The sequence below is a fragment of the Paenibacillus tundrae genome, assembly GCF_030812775.1.
Taxonomy (GTDB): domain Bacteria; phylum Bacillota; class Bacilli; order Paenibacillales; family Paenibacillaceae; genus Paenibacillus; species Paenibacillus tundrae_A.
Window position 1 is genome coordinate 199,126 of record NZ_JAUSTI010000002.1, and the last position, 19,821, is coordinate 218,946.

General features: G+C 42.2%; 18 protein-coding genes. 3 read left to right on the top strand and 15 right to left on the bottom strand.

The features are described 5' to 3' along the window. Window positions 1-132: 132 nt before the first annotated feature. The 13 genes from J2T19_RS04190 to J2T19_RS04250 all read right to left on the bottom strand — a co-directional run bounded on the left by J2T19_RS04190 (window position 133) and on the right by J2T19_RS04250 (window position 14,249). Complete coding sequence (locus J2T19_RS04190; protein WP_307213482.1) at window positions 133-321, bottom strand: hypothetical protein; 189 nt, start codon at window positions 319-321, stop codon at window positions 133-135. Window positions 322-538: 217 nt separating this feature from the next. After that, complete coding sequence (locus J2T19_RS04195) at window positions 539-1,498, bottom strand: helix-turn-helix transcriptional regulator (RefSeq protein WP_307213484.1); 960 nt, start codon at window positions 1,496-1,498, stop codon at window positions 539-541. A gap of 249 nt (window positions 1,499-1,747) precedes the next feature. After that, complete coding sequence (locus J2T19_RS04200; RefSeq protein WP_307213486.1) at window positions 1,748-3,016, bottom strand: cytosine deaminase; 1,269 nt, start codon at window positions 3,014-3,016, stop codon at window positions 1,748-1,750. Continuing rightward, entirely contained in the window at window positions 2,985-4,262 is a 1,278-nt protein-coding gene (codB, locus tag J2T19_RS04205) for a cytosine permease (protein ID WP_307213488.1), read from the bottom strand. Before codB ends, J2T19_RS04200 begins: the two co-directional genes overlap by 32 nt. A gap of 309 nt (window positions 4,263-4,571) precedes the next feature. Then, window positions 4,572-4,955, bottom strand: a complete 384-nt coding sequence (locus J2T19_RS04210) for a hypothetical protein (RefSeq protein ID WP_307213489.1) — start codon at window positions 4,953-4,955, stop codon at window positions 4,572-4,574. A gap of 4 nt (window positions 4,956-4,959) precedes the next feature. Further along, the gene (locus J2T19_RS04215; protein ID WP_307213492.1) at window positions 4,960-5,829 is read right to left on the bottom strand and encodes a phosphotransferase family protein; all 870 of its coding nucleotides are present in this window, start codon (window positions 5,827-5,829) and stop codon (window positions 4,960-4,962) included. A 37-nt stretch (window positions 5,830-5,866) separates the two neighbouring features. Next, entirely contained in the window at window positions 5,867-6,517 is a 651-nt protein-coding gene (locus J2T19_RS04220; RefSeq protein WP_307213494.1) for a hypothetical protein, read from the bottom strand. A 334-nt stretch (window positions 6,518-6,851) separates the two neighbouring features. Next, window positions 6,852-9,497 carry an ABC transporter permease gene (locus J2T19_RS04225; RefSeq protein WP_307213496.1) on the bottom strand — a complete coding sequence of 882 codons (2,646 nt, stop codon included), beginning with the start codon at window positions 9,495-9,497 and terminating at the stop codon, window positions 6,852-6,854. Then, window positions 9,494-10,180 carry an ABC transporter ATP-binding protein gene (locus J2T19_RS04230; RefSeq protein WP_307213498.1) on the bottom strand — a complete coding sequence of 229 codons (687 nt, stop codon included), beginning with the start codon at window positions 10,178-10,180 and terminating at the stop codon, window positions 9,494-9,496. Before J2T19_RS04230 ends, J2T19_RS04225 begins: the two co-directional genes overlap by 4 nt. A 99-nt stretch (window positions 10,181-10,279) precedes the next feature. Further along, complete coding sequence (locus tag J2T19_RS04235) at window positions 10,280-11,524, bottom strand: HAMP domain-containing sensor histidine kinase (protein ID WP_307213500.1); 1,245 nt, start codon at window positions 11,522-11,524, stop codon at window positions 10,280-10,282. Between the two features lie 3 nt (window positions 11,525-11,527). Further along, the gene (locus J2T19_RS04240; protein ID WP_307213502.1) at window positions 11,528-12,223 is read right to left on the bottom strand and encodes a response regulator transcription factor; all 696 of its coding nucleotides are present in this window, start codon (window positions 12,221-12,223) and stop codon (window positions 11,528-11,530) included. A gap of 217 nt (window positions 12,224-12,440) precedes the next feature. Next, a complete protein-coding gene (locus J2T19_RS04245; RefSeq protein WP_307213504.1) occupies window positions 12,441-13,487 on the bottom strand; it encodes a ketopantoate reductase family protein in 1,047 nt (348 codons plus the stop codon). A 15-nt stretch (window positions 13,488-13,502) separates the two neighbouring features. Beyond that, window positions 13,503-14,249: an acetoacetate decarboxylase gene (locus J2T19_RS04250; RefSeq protein WP_307213506.1), complete on the bottom strand. Its 747-nt coding sequence runs from the start codon at window positions 14,247-14,249 to the stop codon at window positions 13,503-13,505. 128 nt (window positions 14,250-14,377) lie between these two features. Between J2T19_RS04250 and J2T19_RS04255 the strand changes: the two genes are divergently transcribed. After that, entirely contained in the window at window positions 14,378-15,262 is an 885-nt protein-coding gene (locus J2T19_RS04255; protein ID WP_307213508.1) for a LysR family transcriptional regulator, read from the top strand. A gap of 104 nt (window positions 15,263-15,366) precedes the next feature. On the opposite strand, the gene J2T19_RS04260 is transcribed toward J2T19_RS04255, so the two are convergent. Then, window positions 15,367-16,764, bottom strand: coding sequence for a family 4 glycosyl hydrolase (locus J2T19_RS04260; RefSeq protein WP_307213509.1), 1,398 nt, complete (start codon window positions 16,762-16,764; stop codon window positions 15,367-15,369). A 197-nt stretch (window positions 16,765-16,961) separates the two neighbouring features. On the opposite strand from J2T19_RS04260, the gene J2T19_RS04265 reads away from it, so the two are divergent. Then, complete coding sequence (locus J2T19_RS04265) at window positions 16,962-17,792, top strand: AraC family transcriptional regulator (RefSeq protein WP_307213511.1); 831 nt, start codon at window positions 16,962-16,964, stop codon at window positions 17,790-17,792. Window positions 17,793-17,929: 137 nt separating this feature from the next. Here J2T19_RS04265 and J2T19_RS04270 read toward each other — a convergent pair whose 3' ends face one another. Beyond that, window positions 17,930-19,054 carry a phosphotransferase enzyme family protein gene (locus J2T19_RS04270; RefSeq protein WP_307213513.1) on the bottom strand — a complete coding sequence of 375 codons (1,125 nt, stop codon included), beginning with the start codon at window positions 19,052-19,054 and terminating at the stop codon, window positions 17,930-17,932. Window positions 19,055-19,332: 278 nt separating this feature from the next. Between J2T19_RS04270 and J2T19_RS04275 the strand changes: the two genes are divergently transcribed. Continuing rightward, window positions 19,333-19,818, top strand: a complete 486-nt coding sequence (locus tag J2T19_RS04275; protein WP_307213515.1) for a DinB family protein — start codon at window positions 19,333-19,335, stop codon at window positions 19,816-19,818. Window positions 19,819-19,821: the final 3 nt, after the last annotated feature.

Genomic DNA, 19,821 nt, shown 5'->3' on the forward strand with positions numbered 1-19,821 from the left:
ATAAAAGCTGTAGTGTGTGGTTCTTATGTAAATTCTAAATGTGCAGCAAAAAAGCCGCTCCGTGAGCGACTTCGAATGAATCTATGATTTCAATCTGGATATGACTACCTGTGGTTAAGCGAGTGTATAATCTTATTTTTTCAACTTTTCCGGGTTCTTCACTTTAATGGATACAACCTCACCGCAATCAAGACAGATGGTGTACACTCGTTCAGAACCAAGCGACATCTTTTGATTCACTGGGCGCAGATTGATGAAATCCATCGCTTCAACGAACGAAGTTCCCCCACAATCTGTACATGTTCTCTCCGATGCTTGCATTGAATTATTCCCCTTTCTGACGCACTCATCCTTCAAAATAAAAACCTGCTCAATAGTTGTGGTAAATATTCGAGCCGTAAACGTTCAACATGATTGCTCAAACGCAAGCTCTGCTTGGCACAAATTGTAAAGCAAGCTTTACAATGACTATAAATTAATGACGAATATATTGTCAAGTTATCCTTCATTTACATCTTACTGGAACAACTAGCTTCGATCAGATGGTTCGGTAGCGATTTAGAATTCGGTTGGCCTCTTCTTGTATTCGTTCACATACAGATTGGGGTTCGATCACCTCGACGTCTCCTCCCCAGCCTAAGATATAGGGTACCAACTCTTCTGGATCGTGGACACGATAAGTTACCAGAAGACTATCGTCCTTTTTCTCAATAGCCTCGATATAAAAGTGACCCGTCTCCGCGATTTTGTCAGCTATTTCAACATTCGCTCTAACCGTTATTCGTTGATTTCTCTTATTCTGTGGACGATAGCTACTAAGATGAAATTCCGGCGGCATAACATAATGTGATTCCAACACAACCAGTTCTGTCATTCGTGACAAACGAAAGTGTCGAATATCCTTACGGGTCTCACAACGTCCGATCAACGTCCAATTTCCTTGAACAAGTGATAAACCGTAAGGATCAACCTCTCGCATGCTCTTACGAGTTCCATCAGAATCAGCTATTTTTTTCAGATAGGTCATACGTATTTTTCGTCTTTCCAAAATAGCTTGACGTACCTGACTTAAGTAGCTCTTGACCTTATTGTCGATCTGCGGTTCACCCGCATGAATCACTCTCATCGTTTCGCGTATACGCGTCGACTCCTCACGTACCCCTTCAGGCAAAACGGCTTCAATCTTTCGTTGTACTTGTTCAACTACATCACTGTATTTGTTATCAAGCCTCTGTGAGATAAAATCCGTACCCAACAGTAGTGTTACAGCCTCTTCCGCAGTAAAGGTAACTGGTGGGAGAAAATACCCATCCATCAAGGCATAACCTTGTCCAGGGGCTCCAAAAATAGGCACTCCCACTTCACTCAAAGCCTGCATATCTCGATATATCGTTCTTACACTAGTCTCGAATTGAATAGCCAAATCCTCCGCTCTCAACATCTTATTACTGCGCTGAAGTTCGAGCGTTATTGCAAGCTGCCTTTCCGTTTTGTTCACTGTTCTTCCCCCATTAACCATCCGTTAGACTATCACTTATTCTAACATACGAGGATATCTGTTAGTATAACGCTCACTGATAATTAATGATTGAAAACTTCCTTTTTGGCCATAAAAAATCCCCTTTCGTAGCAAGATGAAGTCCGTCTTAACATTGACTTTTCTCTTGTCTACTAAAGGGGATATACCTAAAAGGTGATTAACTAAAATAGTGGTGACTCTATTTCAACCATAATCAGGCCATATTTATTATTTGTTGAAGGTAACCTTTTCAGAAACACCATCAAATAGAATGGACGTTTCCCGCGGCTTCGTCTCTGCGATTTTACGACCATTTCTGAAGGAATACAGCACACCGGCTTGTTTACGAATGGCTTCATATTCATTCTCTGCTTCAAGCACGATGAAATTGGCAGGTTTACCTTCCTCAATACCGTATACATCCTCAATATGCAGCGTTCTTGCACTATTGCTCGTAATAAGATCGATTGAATTCACGATCTGATCATATCCGAGCAACTGTGAAGCATGGATGCCCATATGCAGCACCTGAAGCATGTTGCCTGTACCCAGTGGGTACCATGGATCGAAGATATCATCATGACCGAAACATACATTCAAGCCCGCTTCCTGAAGCTCCTTCACCCGAGTCAGTCCTCTTCTCTTCGGATACGTGTCAAAGCGTCCTTGCAAGTGAATGTTAACGAGTGGGTTGGACACAAAGTTCAGATCAGCCATCTTCAATAGGCGGAACAATTTATACGTATAAGCATCATTATATGACCCCATCGCGGTTGTGTGGCTAGCCGTAGTTCGGGAGCCTAGTCCTCGTTCGTAAGCTTCCTTCGCCACAACCTCTATGAATCGAGATTGCTCATCATCGATCTCATCACAGTGAATATCGATCAGTCGGTCATATTTCTCAGCAAGATCAAACGCGACTTTCATGGAATCAACACCATATTCACGTGTGAATTCAAAATGCGGAATGCCGCCAACCACATCAACGCCCATTTTGAGTGACTCTTCCAGCAATTCCGCGCCGTTTGGATACGAGTGAATACCTTCCTGCGGGAAAGCAACAAGCTGGATGTCCATATATGGAGCCATTTCTTCTTTTACTTCAAGCATCGCCTTTACTGCAATTAAGCTTGGATCAGTCACATCGACATGTGTCCGCACATGCTGGATGCCTTGAGCCAGTTGCCATTTCAATGCTGTTTTGGAACGGGTTTTGACATCTTCATGAGTTAAGAAGGCCTTGCGCTCAGACCAACGTTGAATCCCTTCGAATAGCGTACCACTTAGATTCCACTCTGGCTCCCCTGCCGTAAGTGTTGTATCCAGATGGATATGCGGTTCAATAAATGGTGGCAGTACAAGTGAGCCGTTGACATTAATGACTTCGTCATTAGCAATCGTCTCCAGCGTTTCTGTGATCTGCACAAACCTTCCGTCTTTTACCACAATATTCCAAAGGCCTTCTTTACCCCGCAATTTTGCGTTCTGTATAATCATTTAAATTCCCCTTTTCTTTGTTTTCTTTCGCTGGAACAGTCATCATGAGCAGGACATAGGCTACTGCTGTTCCGAGCAATGCGTTCAGTGGTGTTACCCCTGGTGCAAGCTGTGCAAATGCAACGCCGATGGCCCAAGCAATCATTGCTATCCAGTTTACATTTTTGAAGTTCATTTCAGCAAAAGGTGTATACGATCTACGTTTCACAATAAAGTAGTCTGCAATAATAATGGCTCCGATCGATGGAACAGCTGCACCCAGCACATTCAGGAAACCAACGAAGTTATTATACATCCACATGGCAAACACTGTACCTACGATACCATTAACAATAACGAAGAATTTCTTCGATATTTTGGTGATGTTGGCAAACCCGAGCCCAGAAGCATATAGCGCATTATCATTAGTCGTCCAGATATTCAGACCCAGAACGATAATTGCTGGGATGATCAGTCCTTGCAGGAACATAACTTCTGAGATATCTGCTAGATTGTAAGCCATCGCTCCTACAGCTCCAAATAGAAACATGAGTGAGTTCCCCAAGAAGAATGCAATAACTGTCGCCGTAACCGCTTGTTTGGAAGTACGGGAGAATCGAGCAAAATCGGGCGTTAATGTTCCACCGCTAATAAATGAGCCAATGCAGATCGTCAATGCTGCCGCCGCAGTAAGCGTCTGTGTTGGTGTGTAGTCAAGTAATCCCTGCAAACCGCCTAACGTGTTAGCTCCTTCAAACATGGAGTAGCTACCCAGAATAGCAATTGCTGGAACTGCAATATAACCAAGAATGATCAATGACTTCATACCATAAATAGCAGATGCAGTCATCGCAAGACCAAACACAATGATCAACAGATATACGTTCCAGTCCATCGCTTTAGCGACCGGGATGGCAAACATCGCTACACCGACACCGAACCATCCAACCTGTGTAAATCCAAGCAGAAATGATGGAAGATACGACCCTTTCGCACCAAACGCATATTTTGCAAGTAAGTGCGTGGACAATCCTGTTTTGGCAGCAATATGTGCCAACGCTCCTGTGTAGATCCCGAGTACTAGGTTACCCGCGAGTACAATGCCAATGAATTCCATGAATGACAGACTGACACCCAGGGTTCCCCCTGCCAACATACTTGCTGAGAAAAATGTGAACCCAAGCATAACGGATAACGTCTTCCAAAAATGATTTCGTTGCGTCCTTGGTACCTCTTGCCATGAAAATTCTTGATCTTGTTTGCTCATCAGAATACCTCCAAAATAAAGTGTTCTGATACCATAAAAAAAGCAGAAAAAAGAGGCTACTCGTCAAGTTATACACTGACAAGTAGCCTCTTCTTGCATTATAATCCGCGCGAAGACACAGAGCATCCCTGATGGATATGCCCCGATTCCTGCGTGATTATAAAATCCGCTGCCCTTGCCAGCCTCTCTGGACTGAATTAAAGGTACCAGTATTCAATTAAACTCTATTATTTTGGAAAAAGCTGAAGATGTCAATGTCATTATTATCCATTCATTATTAATGATTAATTTTTTATCACTACTTTTGGGCTATATACCCTTTTCATAAGAGTTTTCCAAAATACCGTAAATCGTCATATTAATCTTGCCAAAGCGCACTTCACAGAGTTCAGCTGGAGCAAATTGTAGACTTTCAATACACTCTTCTAATCGACCCAGATTATATTCTAAAACTTCATCTTCCAATTCAAAAATAAGGCTAGATACATCATAGCTTAGTTGATCCTGTTCATTGTGACAGGAGAAGGTCAACTTCTGAATTTTCTTATTTCCAACCATCGCTGGTTCGTCTAGTTCAATGTTGCCCTGAGCGCCATTTAGTGCATTCTGAAACGCTTCAATAAGATCATTAACACCATGTAGATCGAAGCGAATCGTCATGGCGTATTTCCCATCTCTAGTCAATTTGATCATGACTCTAAGCCTCCCTATTCTTGCACTGGGTTACAATTGCCCTCCAATACTGCCAAGATAGCAGATATGAATCCAGATCGCTCGGATGATGTTTGATGGCAGTTCCAATTCTCAGGTATAAGCCGATGAGAACTTTCTCGTAAATCGTCGTTACGGATGCCTCCCTTTTGAAGCGAACCTGATCTAAGATTAAATGAAATGTTTCTATCGTTAGATCATCTGGAGATGAACAAAATGCATAAATCACATCATACAAAGGATCTCCAATAACAGGTGTAGGGTCAATCACACCCTTTAAGCGCCCACCCTCAAATATAAAGTTATGTACGCCACAATCTCCGTGCAATAAAAATGCTTCTTTCTCTTCCTCTATGCTCTGTACCAGATTACATATAAGTTCATGATCTTTATCACCTAAATGCACACCGATCATTTTTGATTTTGCAGAGCGTTCATCTTCCAGAAAATCACGCCATGATTTACTCGGTTGATCCACCCATCCCCAGCCTTGCTCAGCGCTTACCTGCTTATAATTATTAATAAGCCCATGAACAAGCGTCTGCAATATCTCTGTTTTATTCCCATCAGGATAATCCGTTGAACCGGTGATAAATGAATATACGAGATACGTATTCGAAGGTTCAAGAAACGTAAGCTTCGGGAGTAAGTTTGATGATTGATAATGGTTCAGGTAGATCGATTCAAACTTAACCACTCGAGGCTCATTTATTTTCACGACATATGGATGACCATCTGTGCGTTCTATAAGATATAACTCACTCACTGTACCTCCACTCAATCGCCTGGCTGGAATAGCTACAGAGTGTAACACATTATGATGGACTAAATCTTGCATAATCTGCTCTATGTTCATAAGTGACCACGCTACTTTCAATACTTAAATGTCGTGTCTATGAAACGGTCTTAACAACTTCTGGATATAACCTTTCGTATTCCTTATAGAGCACATAATGATGAACCCCTTTCGAGACATGAAGGGCTTCCTTTGCAAGCTGTATGGCAAGATCTCGTCGACCCGCTTTGAGTTCAATTCCTCCTAGTAGCGCGGATCTCATCCAATGTTTCTTGATGGACTTCAGTCGTTCTCGCGCTTGCTCGCTGTTGTCCTCTTCCATCAGAAGATACGTTTCATAATATGCCCGGTAATCGGACCAACGAATATGAGGGATAGCTTCCCGAATAGCATTCAAGTCCTTGTTATAAAATCCATAAGCTGCCTTGAACGGGGCTTGTGATGCTTTCTGTTTATATTTGAGTAATATCTGCTCCATGACGATCTCTGCTTTGTCATCCAGCTTATTGGCTAGAACATAATTGATGTACACCCCAGGTGTATTTTGCTGATTTCGCAAATAAGACTCGACCCGTTCAATGTTCTTATCGAATCCCAATGGATACCAATGAATCCGAAAATACGCGATAAATATACCCGTCAAGACAACACTTATCGTTAGAACTTTCGAATATTCATTCCAAGTCATGAACAACACAAACCAAAATCCGATAATAGCCATAACAACTTCCCAACGTAGCTTCCGCATACCCAATCTCCCCCGAATGATGTAAATCACAAGAAAGCAACAACAAGTAAATCAATTTCATAATATCATTGAGTTATGAAATTGATTCAAGTAACTATTATATCAAAATAACCATCTTTTTTTGTAAAATGTTAGGGAAATCATTGTATAACTTGACTTAATACACTGGGAATGGTGAGCCATCACTCTTCCTATCGTTTAACAAATAAAATAGCCGGATCAACGGTGATCCGGCTCTGTGAGACTCACATAGTACATCGATGTTTCTATGATTTTCGACGATGTCTTTCTGATACCTTTCTAGTATCTTTATGGTCTGCGCAAATGCCTTCTCCTAATTCTCAGTGCGAAGAGCCTCTACGATATTCACTCTGTTCAATCGATGCAATGGCCAGATCGTTGCAAGCAACGTCGCAACCACTGCTCCAACAAAAGCAATGCCTATACTTAACCATGGCATGCTCCACGCTGTATCAACTGCACCTGAGAAGAGCGCATGTATTCCATAATGTAGAACAGTGCCCAGAATCGTTCCTATCGTAGCCGCAAACAAACCATAGAACACACCCTCAAGGATAATCATTTTCTTCAACTCTCGCTGAGTCATGCCAATGGCTTTAAGTACAGCAAATTCTTTGGTACGTAGAATCAGATTCGTACTTACCGTGTTCACAATATTCAATAATGCAATAACTACAATAACACCGATAAATCCGTATAAAATGATACTTAACGTCATGGCATCGTTGTGAGCTTGTGCAATTTCCGTCACGTGATCATTGTAGTTGAATCCCGCATCCTTTTCACTCAAGGATTGAAGATAATCGGTTATCGGTTTATTCGAAAGTTTAGGATTCGCCAGGATAAAGATTCTAGAATAGTCATCATGGCCAGTGATCTGCTTGTACACTTTTGGAGTCGTGATGAAGGTAACAACTTGGCTGCTATTATACTCCATTGAAAGCAGATCCTGATTAACAATTCCGACTACAGTTACAGTCTGATATCCGTGAGAATTCATATCTCTAATCCGAATATGATCCCCTACCTTGAACTCTGTTTGATCCAGAATCTTTTCTTTGCCGTCGTCTGTGAACAGACGTATTCTTTGTTGAACAATAACTCCGTTCTCCTGGTTCATCGTATCTTTGTCTATTTTTCCAGCGACAAGTTTTGCTTCTAGCGCTTCCAGTCCGTTATCTCCATACGAGGTTAAGAAGTTGTTATCGGTTCGGTACCCTTCGTCCTCTGCAACAACATATCGCCCTCCATTCAGCGCCATATACTCCGGATTAATCTTATCTTCTGGGATGATCGCAGCCACCTGACTGTTGTAAAACTTATAGGCATGATCTACCGCATCAAGGCCTGCAATATGCTCATATACCATATCGTCCATTTGGCCAGCAAGGTTGTCATAGGATAAAGAGTACGAATACTGTGCACCAGAGACCTGGGTGTTCTGACGCATGAAATCGACCAATCCACTAAATACGATGAACAATACGATGCTAATAATCATCGATAAAGCTGTAATTCTGAACCTCTTCTTATTCCGCTTTAGATTACGACTGGCAAATTGTCCGATGATACCAAACAGCTTCTGCGCAACATGCGATGTCTTAACCTTGGCGACTTGTTCAACCTTCCCTGTGCTCTTAAGTGCTTCGAGTGGGGATACACGGGCAGCTAATTTGGCTGGACCTATGGCCGAGAAGTATACACTGAGCAAACCGAGCAAAGCCGCTACGATTAAGATCGGGACAGAGATCACCATTCTCATATCATTTAAGAAGCCGAGTGCGATCAAGCTGATATTATAGAAGAGTACCTTCATAAATAACGTGCCCATCAGAAGTCCAATCGGTATGCCAATTAAGCTAAGTAATGCCGCCTCCTGCAATACGATTTTGCGAATTTGAGCTGGCGTAGCTCCTATACATCTCAGCATACCAAACTGCGAGATTCGTTCGAGAACGGAGATATGAAATGTATTATAAATAACAGCAATAGTAGATATCATCACGATCGCAATAACCGCAGCAATAGCCAGGCTTAAGCTAAGGTTGACCCCTTCATAGGTACTTTTCCCGTACAATTTAAGCAGTTCATTATTGTATTCAATTCCAATATCCTTCAGGTCATTGTCTTTGTCCAGTTGCTTAGCGGTATCCTTTTCGGCATGACCGAGCTGCAAGGCAGCGATCATATTATCCGTCTTCTCTTCGATATGATCCAACGATTTCATCTGCACATATACGAAATACTTCTTGTTCTGGTCAATATTCTGGTGATCATCATACGTGATAGCAGGAAAAATGTATCGGGAAGACCAATCACCTGTACTTGGGCGCTTCATATAGCCGACGACCGTGTATTGTTGTTCCGATTGTGCCTCAAACGCTTCGTCAAGCCCCCAGCCAAAATCGCCTAAGCCGCTTATTTGAAGTTCTTTACCTGTAGAAGCCTCTTTACGAATTCCAAGGTTAAGGCTAATACTCTCGCCCAGTTGCGGTTTGACTGGAAAATAACTCAAACTGGAGGCCGAAAGGATAATTTCATTCTGCTTCGTAGGCAGACGCCCTGAATCCAGCTTCACTTGAAGCATGTCCAGCGCTTTTGCATCATATCCTTTGACATTCAAGTAGCGATATGGTGCTGCGTTCGGGTCTTCTTTTTTCTCTTTCTCCTTAGACTCACGAATGATGGCATATCCTTCTCTACTTGCGACCCCTGCACTTCCCACGGTCGTATTGTTCTCTATCTTGTTAACCGCATCTCCCGGGATATTGTTCATGGAAACGTGGTAATTTCCAAAGTCACGGATGGTCTGCCTGACGGTCTTATCCCAGTAACTCATTCCCATCGTACCAATAGAGGTTAGTAAGGTAACGGACAGAATAATACCGAAAATCGTTAACAACGATCTCTTTTTCTGAACTTTTACATACTTTCCAGTGAGGCCTGTATAGCTTCTCAAAGCTTACTCACCTCACCAGGTTGATAAAGGACGCCATCTTTAATCGTTACAACTCGATCTGCCGTTTTGGCTATATTGAGATCATGTGTGATCATAATCAACGTCTGATGATACTTTTTAACGGAGAACGTTAATAGCTCCATAATCTCCTTGCTGCTCCTGCTATCTAGATTACCGCTTGGCTCGTCTGCCAAAATAATGGAGGGTTTATTAATCAATGCTCGTCCAATCGCTGTTCTCTGCTGCTGACCGCCAGACATTTCAGAAGGGAGATGATGTTTGCGCCCCGTCAACCCAAGAATGTCCATCAGTTCTGATGCGTATGTTTTATCCACCTTTTTGTTCTCCAACAACATCGGTAAATGGATATTTTCCTCTGCAGTTAAAACCGGAATAAGATTGTACGATTGAAAAATAAAACCTATCTTACGTCTGCGGAATAACGCAAGCTCCGCTTCGTTTTTGCTATAGATGTCCGTTCCATCAATGATAACCTGTCCACTTGTTGGCTGATCGACCCCACCGAGAAGATGTAGAAGAGAGCTCTTACCAGAGCCACTGGCTCCTACAATTGCAACGAATTCTCCTTGCTGTACCGAAAAATTCACACGTTTCAAAGCTTCAACTTTGGTCTCTGCACTACCATACGTTTTGGTTAAATCTACGGTTTTTAATATTTCCACCTGAGTACCTCCTGAGTTAAGTTCCGTTCCATGTCTGTAATTATACGGACGGAAGCTTACATTCAAGTGAAGAAGAAGCTTACGATATCGTAAGCTTCCTCATCGATCTGCTTTATTGAATGAGATTCTGAATTCGGTTCCTTGTCCTGGCGTGCTATCAACACTAATGAATCCGCCCTGTTCTTCGATGATGGACTTAGATAAGGATAGACCAATCCCAATACTCTGTGACTTTGACGTTCCGGAACCTCGATAGAACCGTTCGAAAATGTGCGGCAGATCTTCAGAAGAGATGCCTTCACCTTCATCTCTGATGTTAATCGTTTGGAACAACGTATTCTCCTCAAATTCAATATAAATGCAACCTTCAGGTGGTGTATGTTCCAATGCGTTTTTAATAATATTAATGAATGCTTCAGTCAGCCACGCCTCATCTGCGTGCACGGACAAGTCTACATGGTCATCAATAAAGATTTTCTGTGCTCTTTGCTCGGAGATACTACGTAGTGACTGTAACACGCGCTCAATGACCTCTCTGATCCGAACGTTCTCCTTCCGAAAAACAATCGCACCCGCCTCAACACGTGCCAGCTTCAACAAACTAATAATCAACCATTCCATTCGTTCTAATTGCCGTTGACTTCTTTCTAGAAACTTCACCCGCATCTCTGGTTTCATCGTATCGTCCTTTAGCAAATTCTCATTAAATACGATCAGTGATGCCAATGGCGTCTTCAATTGATGGGATATATCAGACAATAGATTACGTAGGAATACCTTTTCTTGTTGCAGCATGTCCAAGCTATGACGGAGTCTGTCCGCCATGGCATTGAAGCTACGCCCTAGAGCACTAAAGTCTCCCTCATCATGCTCTGGAAGAGGTCTGTCGAATTGCTGCTCCACCACCTGCTCTGCTGCTTGGGAGATTGTACGTATTTTGCTAAATACCTTACGGTATTCCCAATAGATCAGGAGCATAAGAACGACAGTAAACAGCAGAACAATTGCAGCTGATTGCATTGGCGACGAAATATTCGATAGAATAGGCTGATTCTCTACAGGCATACTCTCTGTGTATGCGTATTGTGAGAGCACTTGTTTTCCTTCATCTATTTCGCTCGCTTGGGCTCCCTGTGTGATGAAATGGATAATCTCATTCTCCAAGTGAGGCTCTTGCTTCAACACGTATCCAATCAGCGCAGCATTCTGATTTATGATCGCCTTATTGATCTGTCCCATTTGATAACTCATAAAAAAGAACATCGTTACAACACATATCACTTGTACTGCTATGACTTTAACAACAACAGACTTCCATTCTGGATTACGGAGAACATCAAGCATGATCTATCGCCCAACCACATCTGCATTCCATTTGTAACCGACTCCTCGAACCGTTAGAATATATTGCGGCGCCGCAGGAACATCCTCTATCTTCTCTCTAAGTCTTCGGATATGCACCGAAAGCGTATTATCATCAATGAAGTCGCCCGAAGAGTCCCATAAATGACTAAGAATCGTTGTGCGACTGCAGATTTGTCTGGCGTGGGACATCAGCATTAATAACAATCGATATTCCATAGCCGTTAGCAAAATTTCTTGATTATGCTTAAACACATTGCCTTCAAGAACGCGCACTTCCATATGATCGGAGAACCATACACTTACTTCTTCTCTAGCCTTGGTATTCCGTCTTAGCACAGCCTTCATTCTAGATAGAAGCTCTTTCGTTCGGATGGGCTTTGTCATATAGTCATCTGCACCCAGATCAAGCCCGGCAACAATATTCGCTTCTTCATCCAGAGCAGTAAGAAAAATAATCGGAATCGGGGATGTTGCCCGAATCTCTCTACATAAGGTGTATCCTGACCCATCAGGCAAATTCACATCCAATAAAATCATATCTATAACATCTGCCTTCAACGCTTTTCTCGCTTCTTCTAGACTGCCCGCAACCGTTACGGTATAGCCCTCGCTCGTTAATGTGTACTCCATCCCAAACACTAAATTTTCATCATCTTCAACTAATAATATTCGATTCATTGTGCACCTCAATTAATATATACAAACTTGATTTTAATCTATCTGATTTTGCATTTGTTTATTCTACATGATTTCAGCTTCGTTTTGATATATGTAGATTTTATTTTGTGTCTATAATTAAAAGCTGCTTATAGCAAAAAAAGACCTCACCAGATGTTGATTGATAAGGTCTTTCAGAGTTTCAATACAGGTGATGCGCTCATTCAAGCTATTTATGTTAAATCGTGTTGCCTTGTAACTCATTTAACAATGCTTCAAAAGTTTTGATATTGCTATTGAACTGTGGAACCGTTTGTGTCTCTTCGGCCTGTTTGACCAGTTCAACAACTAGGTCATTGTATGGCGTTGCCACCCCTGTACCTGCCGCTCTACTGGATACGACTCCATTGATATAATCAATCTCGGTTTTACGTTTCTTCTCCAGATCCTGTAGCATACTTGCTTTAAGGAGTCTTGAAGGTTCCATTACGGTACGTAATGTTTGAACTCGTGCAGCAATATCTGCCTCACTGTTCAGTTCAAGCGAAGCAATATCGAATCCATTCATTTTCACAAATTGAACTCCACTTGCATGTCCAACCTTAATTGTCTCATCCGCAATGTGAACTGCACTCACAATACCAGCATCGTGGTCGATAATATCTCCATATTCTCCGTTTAATGCTGCTGATAATCCGCTAAATGCATTATTAATTAACAGCTTCGACCATTTTGTCCCAACCAGATTGTCCGATATATGTGTCCCTCCGACCAGGTCTAGAACGGATTTTACTCGCTCAATTCTCTCGGTAACTTCACCATTTAGCTCTCCAATCTGAAAAGCATACTGCTTGAACTGTGTGTATTCTGTCGTCAGACTCGACACGCCAGGTTCAATGAAGGTTGCGCCAAATTCTACAGAGCCTGCTATAACGCGCTGTGCCCCAACAATCGAAGCGACTTTATCTTCAGGAATCCCGTTCTGTAGGGAGCATACGATACTGTCTTCTTTCAAGAATGGAAGTAATTCCTGTAGAATCGCATCATTATATAACTGTTTCGTTAGAAGTAGGATGAGATCGTATTGTCCTGACTTCTGCTCAGGGGTTATGGCTTTTACTTTAGCCTGAAACGCTGTAGTACCGGTCACTTTGGCACCTGTCTGATTTAAAGCTTCAACATGCTCCTGATATGCATCAATTAATTCGACATCCATTCCACCGTCTGCTAGATAAGCTCCGACGATCGTTCCCAAAGATCCTGCTCCTACAATTGCAATTCTCATGATTGTGTTTCCTCCTTATTTCTCTTCTAGGTAGTTATATAAAGGCTGTGCAGCATTTAAGGTCAGGTTGGTAACAATATGGGATGCAGATACTACTTCCAATACAGGCAGATCTGCAAGAGGTGCTAATGCATGTTCGAAGAGTTGAAGCCGGGCAGGCCCTGTCCAGGCTTCCTTCACTTCAATATCCGTAATTTGAGTGCGGATCAGATCACAGATTCTCAAATTACCGTTATAGTCCGTCGCAATCTTGATCATAAAATTCGGACGACATATTTCGCTTCTAGCAGCCTCTTTGTCCATTTCCACGTGCTTGTAACCCATCGTCGCCGTTGCGACACGAAGTGTTCCATAATCAAGCGTACCAACGAGTGTATCTGAATCCGTGTAGAGCTTCGGTGCACCCAGCTTTTTCGGATATGCCGTAAGCTCTCGACCACTGGCAATTGCCGGGAAGTTGTCTACATACATCGAGTGCACATAATCGCCATGCTCACCATTGAATTGAACGGGAATGACTTGCCCTGCTTCCGTATAAGCACCGAGTCCAGATACATCCGGCATCCACATCACTTCGAATTTGACGAGAGGGTCTGTGATCTGCAAAGGCTCTGGTACTGCAGCTCGCAAAGCTTGCTCATCTGTTCGGTATATAATATTTAGATATTCGCGATTCACAAATTTATACGGTGGCATTGGATAAGCCGGAGCCGTTAAGGGGGTATTCAGATTGTTAGCTATGTTATTTACATCGATTTTCATCAAAGGACACCTGCCTTATCCAAATTTATCTCTATCTCATAAATAAATTCTACATCAATGTTTAAATTTAATATAATACATAATAAGAACTATATATATTTATCACAATAAATAAGGAGTGCGAATAAATGGAGCTGCTTCAACTCAAATATTTTCAGACAGTAGCCTATACGGAACATATATCTAAAGCTGCTGCTCAACTAAATATAGCCCAGCCTTCACTGAGCTTAACCATTAAACGGTTAGAAGACGAACTAGGAACACCTCTGTTTCACCGCAAAGGAAGAACGATCGAATTGAATACGTCGGGGAGAATTCTGCTGAAGCATGTGAACCGAATTTTCTTAGAAATTGAGAATGCTGAGATGGAGATTAGAGCAGAGGAACATCAGATCGCTAGCACCATCCGAATCTCCATTACGAATCCTCGATTTCTGACGGGTCTCATTGGTGACTACATTAACGCTTCTCCTGAATCCAAGCTTCAGCAAGGCATTGGGAGCCGGAGTGAGATTATTACAAGTTTGAAAAAAGGTGATATGGATCTGGGGATAACGGGGCATCCGATTGATGACGAGGAGATTGAGAGTGTTGTTCTTGTTGAAGAAGACATTGTGCTAGCTGTACCTAAGAATCACGCTTATCGTGGCGAGACGACCATATCATTAGGTGTTGTTGCGAAGGAGCCCTTTATCTCACTGGCTGACAATAAGGAGTACAGTCGGTTTACAACGATGCTGTGCGAAAAAGCCGGCTTCCTGCCCAATCTTGCATTTGAGGTTGATTCGCATACGTTGCTGGAAATTATCCGACTTGATCAAGGTGTGGCCTTGCTTCCCGTGTCAGTATGTAGAAATCTGGGCTTGAACTATATGCAAATTGCAGATGAAGCTTCCGTATATCCGATCAGCTTGTCTTGGGTTAAGCGGAAATGGCTCTCTCCCTCCGTTAAGGACTTTCGTGAATTTATTATCTCATATTACTATGAGAATGCTGGCATGTTTAAAGTTTGAGGTGACTTAAAACTGGACTAGGCATATCTATGACTACGTATATATAACGATCCATAACCAAAGACCACGTAATTCCCTCTCCAGGAACTCACGTGGTCTCTTCATTAATTTTTATTGTACCAACCGTCCGGAATCATCTCACGCTCTAGTTCTAACAATTCGTGTATGATCTTATCTGCATCACTGATGGAATTCACCAGCGGGTCGGTCAGCATCGCCCTTCTCAGCTTCTCGTAGCTCTGATCCAGAACAGCTTCGACTGTAAGCTCATGCGTATCCAGTACAAGTTCCTGCATACCTCTTATTCCACGTGGCATCTCGCCTACATGGACTGGCTTAACACCATCCATACTCACGTCACATAACAGCTCCAAAAATGAATCCTTATTCATATTGGTTACCGCACCTTGATTGAGAGTATTGATGAAGAACTTCTTGCCCAGATTACCCACCATATTCTCGATGATATCTGTCGCATGATCTGAACCGAATGTGCTCATGTAATCAGCAATCGGGATATTTCCTGCAAGAAAATCATCCACCTGTTGCCACATTTCGTCATGCCGCTGATATCGATCCTCTGTCTCCCAGATGGATAAAGGCGGGATCGTGTCCGCAGTCTTGCCGTGACCTTGCCAGTATCGAACATATTCCTTCGTGTGAGCCGTACATGTAGGAATAATTCCGAAAATATTATACAACTCGTACGTAATCGCATCATTAAAAAGAGCTTTAGCACCACGATCGCCGCCGTTGTTCTCATCCCCTGCCAGCTTGCGCATCGCTTCAGCAATTTTCGGCATCACATTTTCCCCTTCAAACTCGGCTTGGAGTAGCCAAGTAAAGTGGTTCACACCAGCGATACGGAAATCGAATTTCTGGTCGATCTCTTGGGTAAATTCGCTATGGTCTCCGATGATTCCGGCTCGCACAGCATAGTAGGCCTTCTTGTGTGGCATATGGTGGCTATCGCAGAGTGCAAACGATTTGAGCTGTGGTGCATAACGATGTAGCGCAATCCCATGAACCGTTGATGGATTAATATAGTTAATGACCCAGGCATCAGGGCATAGGGCTTCAATGTCTTTTGCACACTCCATAATAACCGGTAGCTCCCGCATAGCTCGAAAGATCCCACCTGGTCCAATCGTATCACCGGAGCACATCCGAATACCGTATTTCAGAGAAACCTCACAATCAATACCACGATACTTCACCGATTGCTCCGCAAAGCTGAGTACAACGAAGTCTGCCCCCGGTAACACTTGCCTTCGATCCACAGATCCCTCCACCTTAAGAGATACATTATTCTCCCGCGCTACCTTTTCAGCCAATGTTACCATTTTCGAGAGACGTTCCTCATCCGTATCCACAAGCGCAAGTGTACCCTGATTCAAGTATGGGGAATGAACCATCTGCCAGATGGACTGACGACCAAAAAACAAGCTACCAGCGCCAATCACGACCACTTTGGGATGTTGCTGCATCGTTGTGTCATTCATGTATTAACCTCCTCGTAACGTTATAAGTTCATTATAAGAAAGTGGCACAAAATCGGAATGTGTGATAGTTTTCTATACATGTCATATGGTATGATTTTAAGAATACTCCAAATCCTTTTATGTATTAGAATAAATTGTAGGATGTCATAAAGTTAAACAAAGCGAGGATTAATCTGATGCGTACCCATCAAGTTAATATGAGTGTAATCGATGAGCTCTCTGACCATATCACACTCCGGATGAGCTCTTATCTTGAACAGACTCACGACCGAAAGTGGTTTGAGCACAAGTCGCATTCTGACTATGATCTATGGCTTGTTACCGAAGGCTCCGTCCAAATAACCGTAGATGGAATCGAACATACAGCAAATATTGGCGATGTCATATTCTTTTATCCGGATATGCCCTACATGGCAACAACAACGGAAGAGCTGTGTCGATTTGTGTACATGCACTTTGACTTTAGTATCGCTGAGCAAAAACGAATTCTAGGTGAATTCCAACTCCCAGGCATCGTACCTGGCAACTTGATTCAAGAAGAAACCTCGTTATTTGCCTCTTCCTATCGACGGTTTAAGCAGAGCAAGGGCACTTCTGGTAATCCACTTTATCTAAAAGCGACTCTGCTTCTCGTCATCGCAAAAATTTTAGAGCTTCATGGGCAAGGCTTGTATACAGGTACATTTCTGCAGAATCGGAAGTCTAAACAAAACGAAGGAAGTTTGGATGTTCTTCAGAGCATATTCCAGTACGTTGATGCGAACCTGCACCGAGCCATCCGGATTAATGAGCTTGCGGCTGTTGCGGGTGTCTCCGAGAAATATTTTATCTCTCTGTTCAAGAAAATTTTAGGGATTACGCCAGGACAGTACATCAATCAGATTAAAATGAATCGCGCCAGAGACTATCTGTATGAGAAGAAATATACCATCCAGCAAATCGCTGAATTTCTGGGATATCCCGATCCCTTCACCTTCTCGAAAGCATTCAAAAAAATGTATCACGTCCCTCCTTCCAAATTCGAATAGCGCACCTTAGCTCCATAATTCATATCTGTATCAAAGCAAGCTACAAAAAAGAGGCAACCGATCTACACCGGCTGCCTCTTCATATTGAATGAACTCATTCATGATCATGAATTACAAGTAATCCATCCATATTCAGTTCAGTTTTCCTCATATTCAAAAGGGGACTCTGGAGAATACATCTCATGGAAAAAACCTTTAAACGGTATGTCCTCTTCCATACATTTAATGAGATATGCCAGATGTTCATCATCTTCTTCCGCTTCCTGCTCGTTATACTGCATCACCTCAAACATATCCAGAATGTTCTCCAGCAAATTGAGTTGAATGAATAACGGCAGATTCTCCAGCATCGCTTCCGAAACGTGCGTTTCCGAAGTATATCCAGCAAGTACGGTTTGGAAATAATCGTCCATGAACTGTCTACGTTTATCTGCATCTGGTTCGAATTGAATCCAGCCAGCGCCGTTTGACCAAATCGATGCAAGGTCTAACATGTACCAGCCAAAACAAGCATTATCAAAATCATACACCGTGATCTGACCGGTATCATAATCAATGGCGTAGTTCCCGTCATTAAAATCGAAATGAATCATGCCAAAGTTCTCTTGACCTAACTCCAATTGCTTAACGGTTTGCAACAGCTCAGCCATCTTCTCTTTGAGCAGAGGGAACGCTTCAGGAATTAAGCTCGCGATTTTTTCTGTATTGTATCTCTCCAGAAATGGATATCTGCGATGAACGGGCGTATAACTTTTCGATTCCTGATGCATCTTGCCCAGAACTTTGCCGCAATTATAATAGTACTCGGTAAGGGGAACCCCTTCCCGGTACTGATAATGATTGTCTACAAGCAGCTTCCCTTTGGCTTTTACAAACAAGCTAATATAGAATGTATGTCCTTCATAAACGATTTCTTCGAGTAGATGACCTTTGTTGGAACTTACAACATTAGATACACTTGCGCCATGATCATGCAGATAACGGACGTATTCGAGCTCTGCCAAATAATCCTTCCTGCATCGATCTGGCAAAAAAGAAATACGAAGAATGAGTGATTCATGCCCCTCTTTATCACAAGAGTACACGATATTCCGACCTCCCTCATGAGGTGGGATAAGTTGAATCGTGTATCCTTCCAGGTCGAACATCTTGGATGCAAATGGCAGTACATGCATGTTGGTAATGTGAGTAGCTTCGTTAAAATGAATAATAATCTCCTCCAGTAAACATTGATGGGCGGTCTCCCGCATTACAATGTCCACAAAAGGAATTTCTTGAACCGATCATCCTTTCGTGAACCTAAAGCACAATCACCTTGTTAGACATTAAAATTCGCTCCTTTATATTTGGATATAACCAATATATCCTATGATTCCATATTATTCTAGATATTATTTATTTTTTTGGCTGTGTTAAAGGTGAGTGTTGATCTTTGATCGTTATATAAATTCTTGATATAATCTAAATAAGAACAAACGTTTGGATAATTAGGGTTCTGTCTACATTCAATTTAGATAAATTTATGATCGGAGTGATTATTATGATTACGTTTTTTGAATACAACTGGCAAGTAAGAGACGAATGGTTTAACTGGTGCCATCAACTAACAACAGCAGAGCTATTAGAAACCCGCATAGGTGGAGTAGAGAATATTCTGTACACTCTTTTTCACATTATTGACGTTGAATATAGTTGGATTCGTGGTATCCAGGATAAGGAAGATGTGATATTTGATTTTGAAAATTATAAAACACTTGAGAAGATAAGAGCTCTTTCAAATTCATTACGACCTGAAATCGTTGAGTTCTTAAAGACCAATTCAGAGGAAAAAAACGATCGATTGGTAAAAGTCCACTGGAATGAAGATGAATATACCAAAGATGAGATATTACATCATTTAATTGCCCACGAAATTCATCATATCGGGCAACTTTCTGTTTGGGCGAGAGAACTAGAATTAACGCCTGTATCCGCTAACTTTATCGGTAGAGACTTAAAGCCAATGCATTCTTACTTAAAAGATTAACAC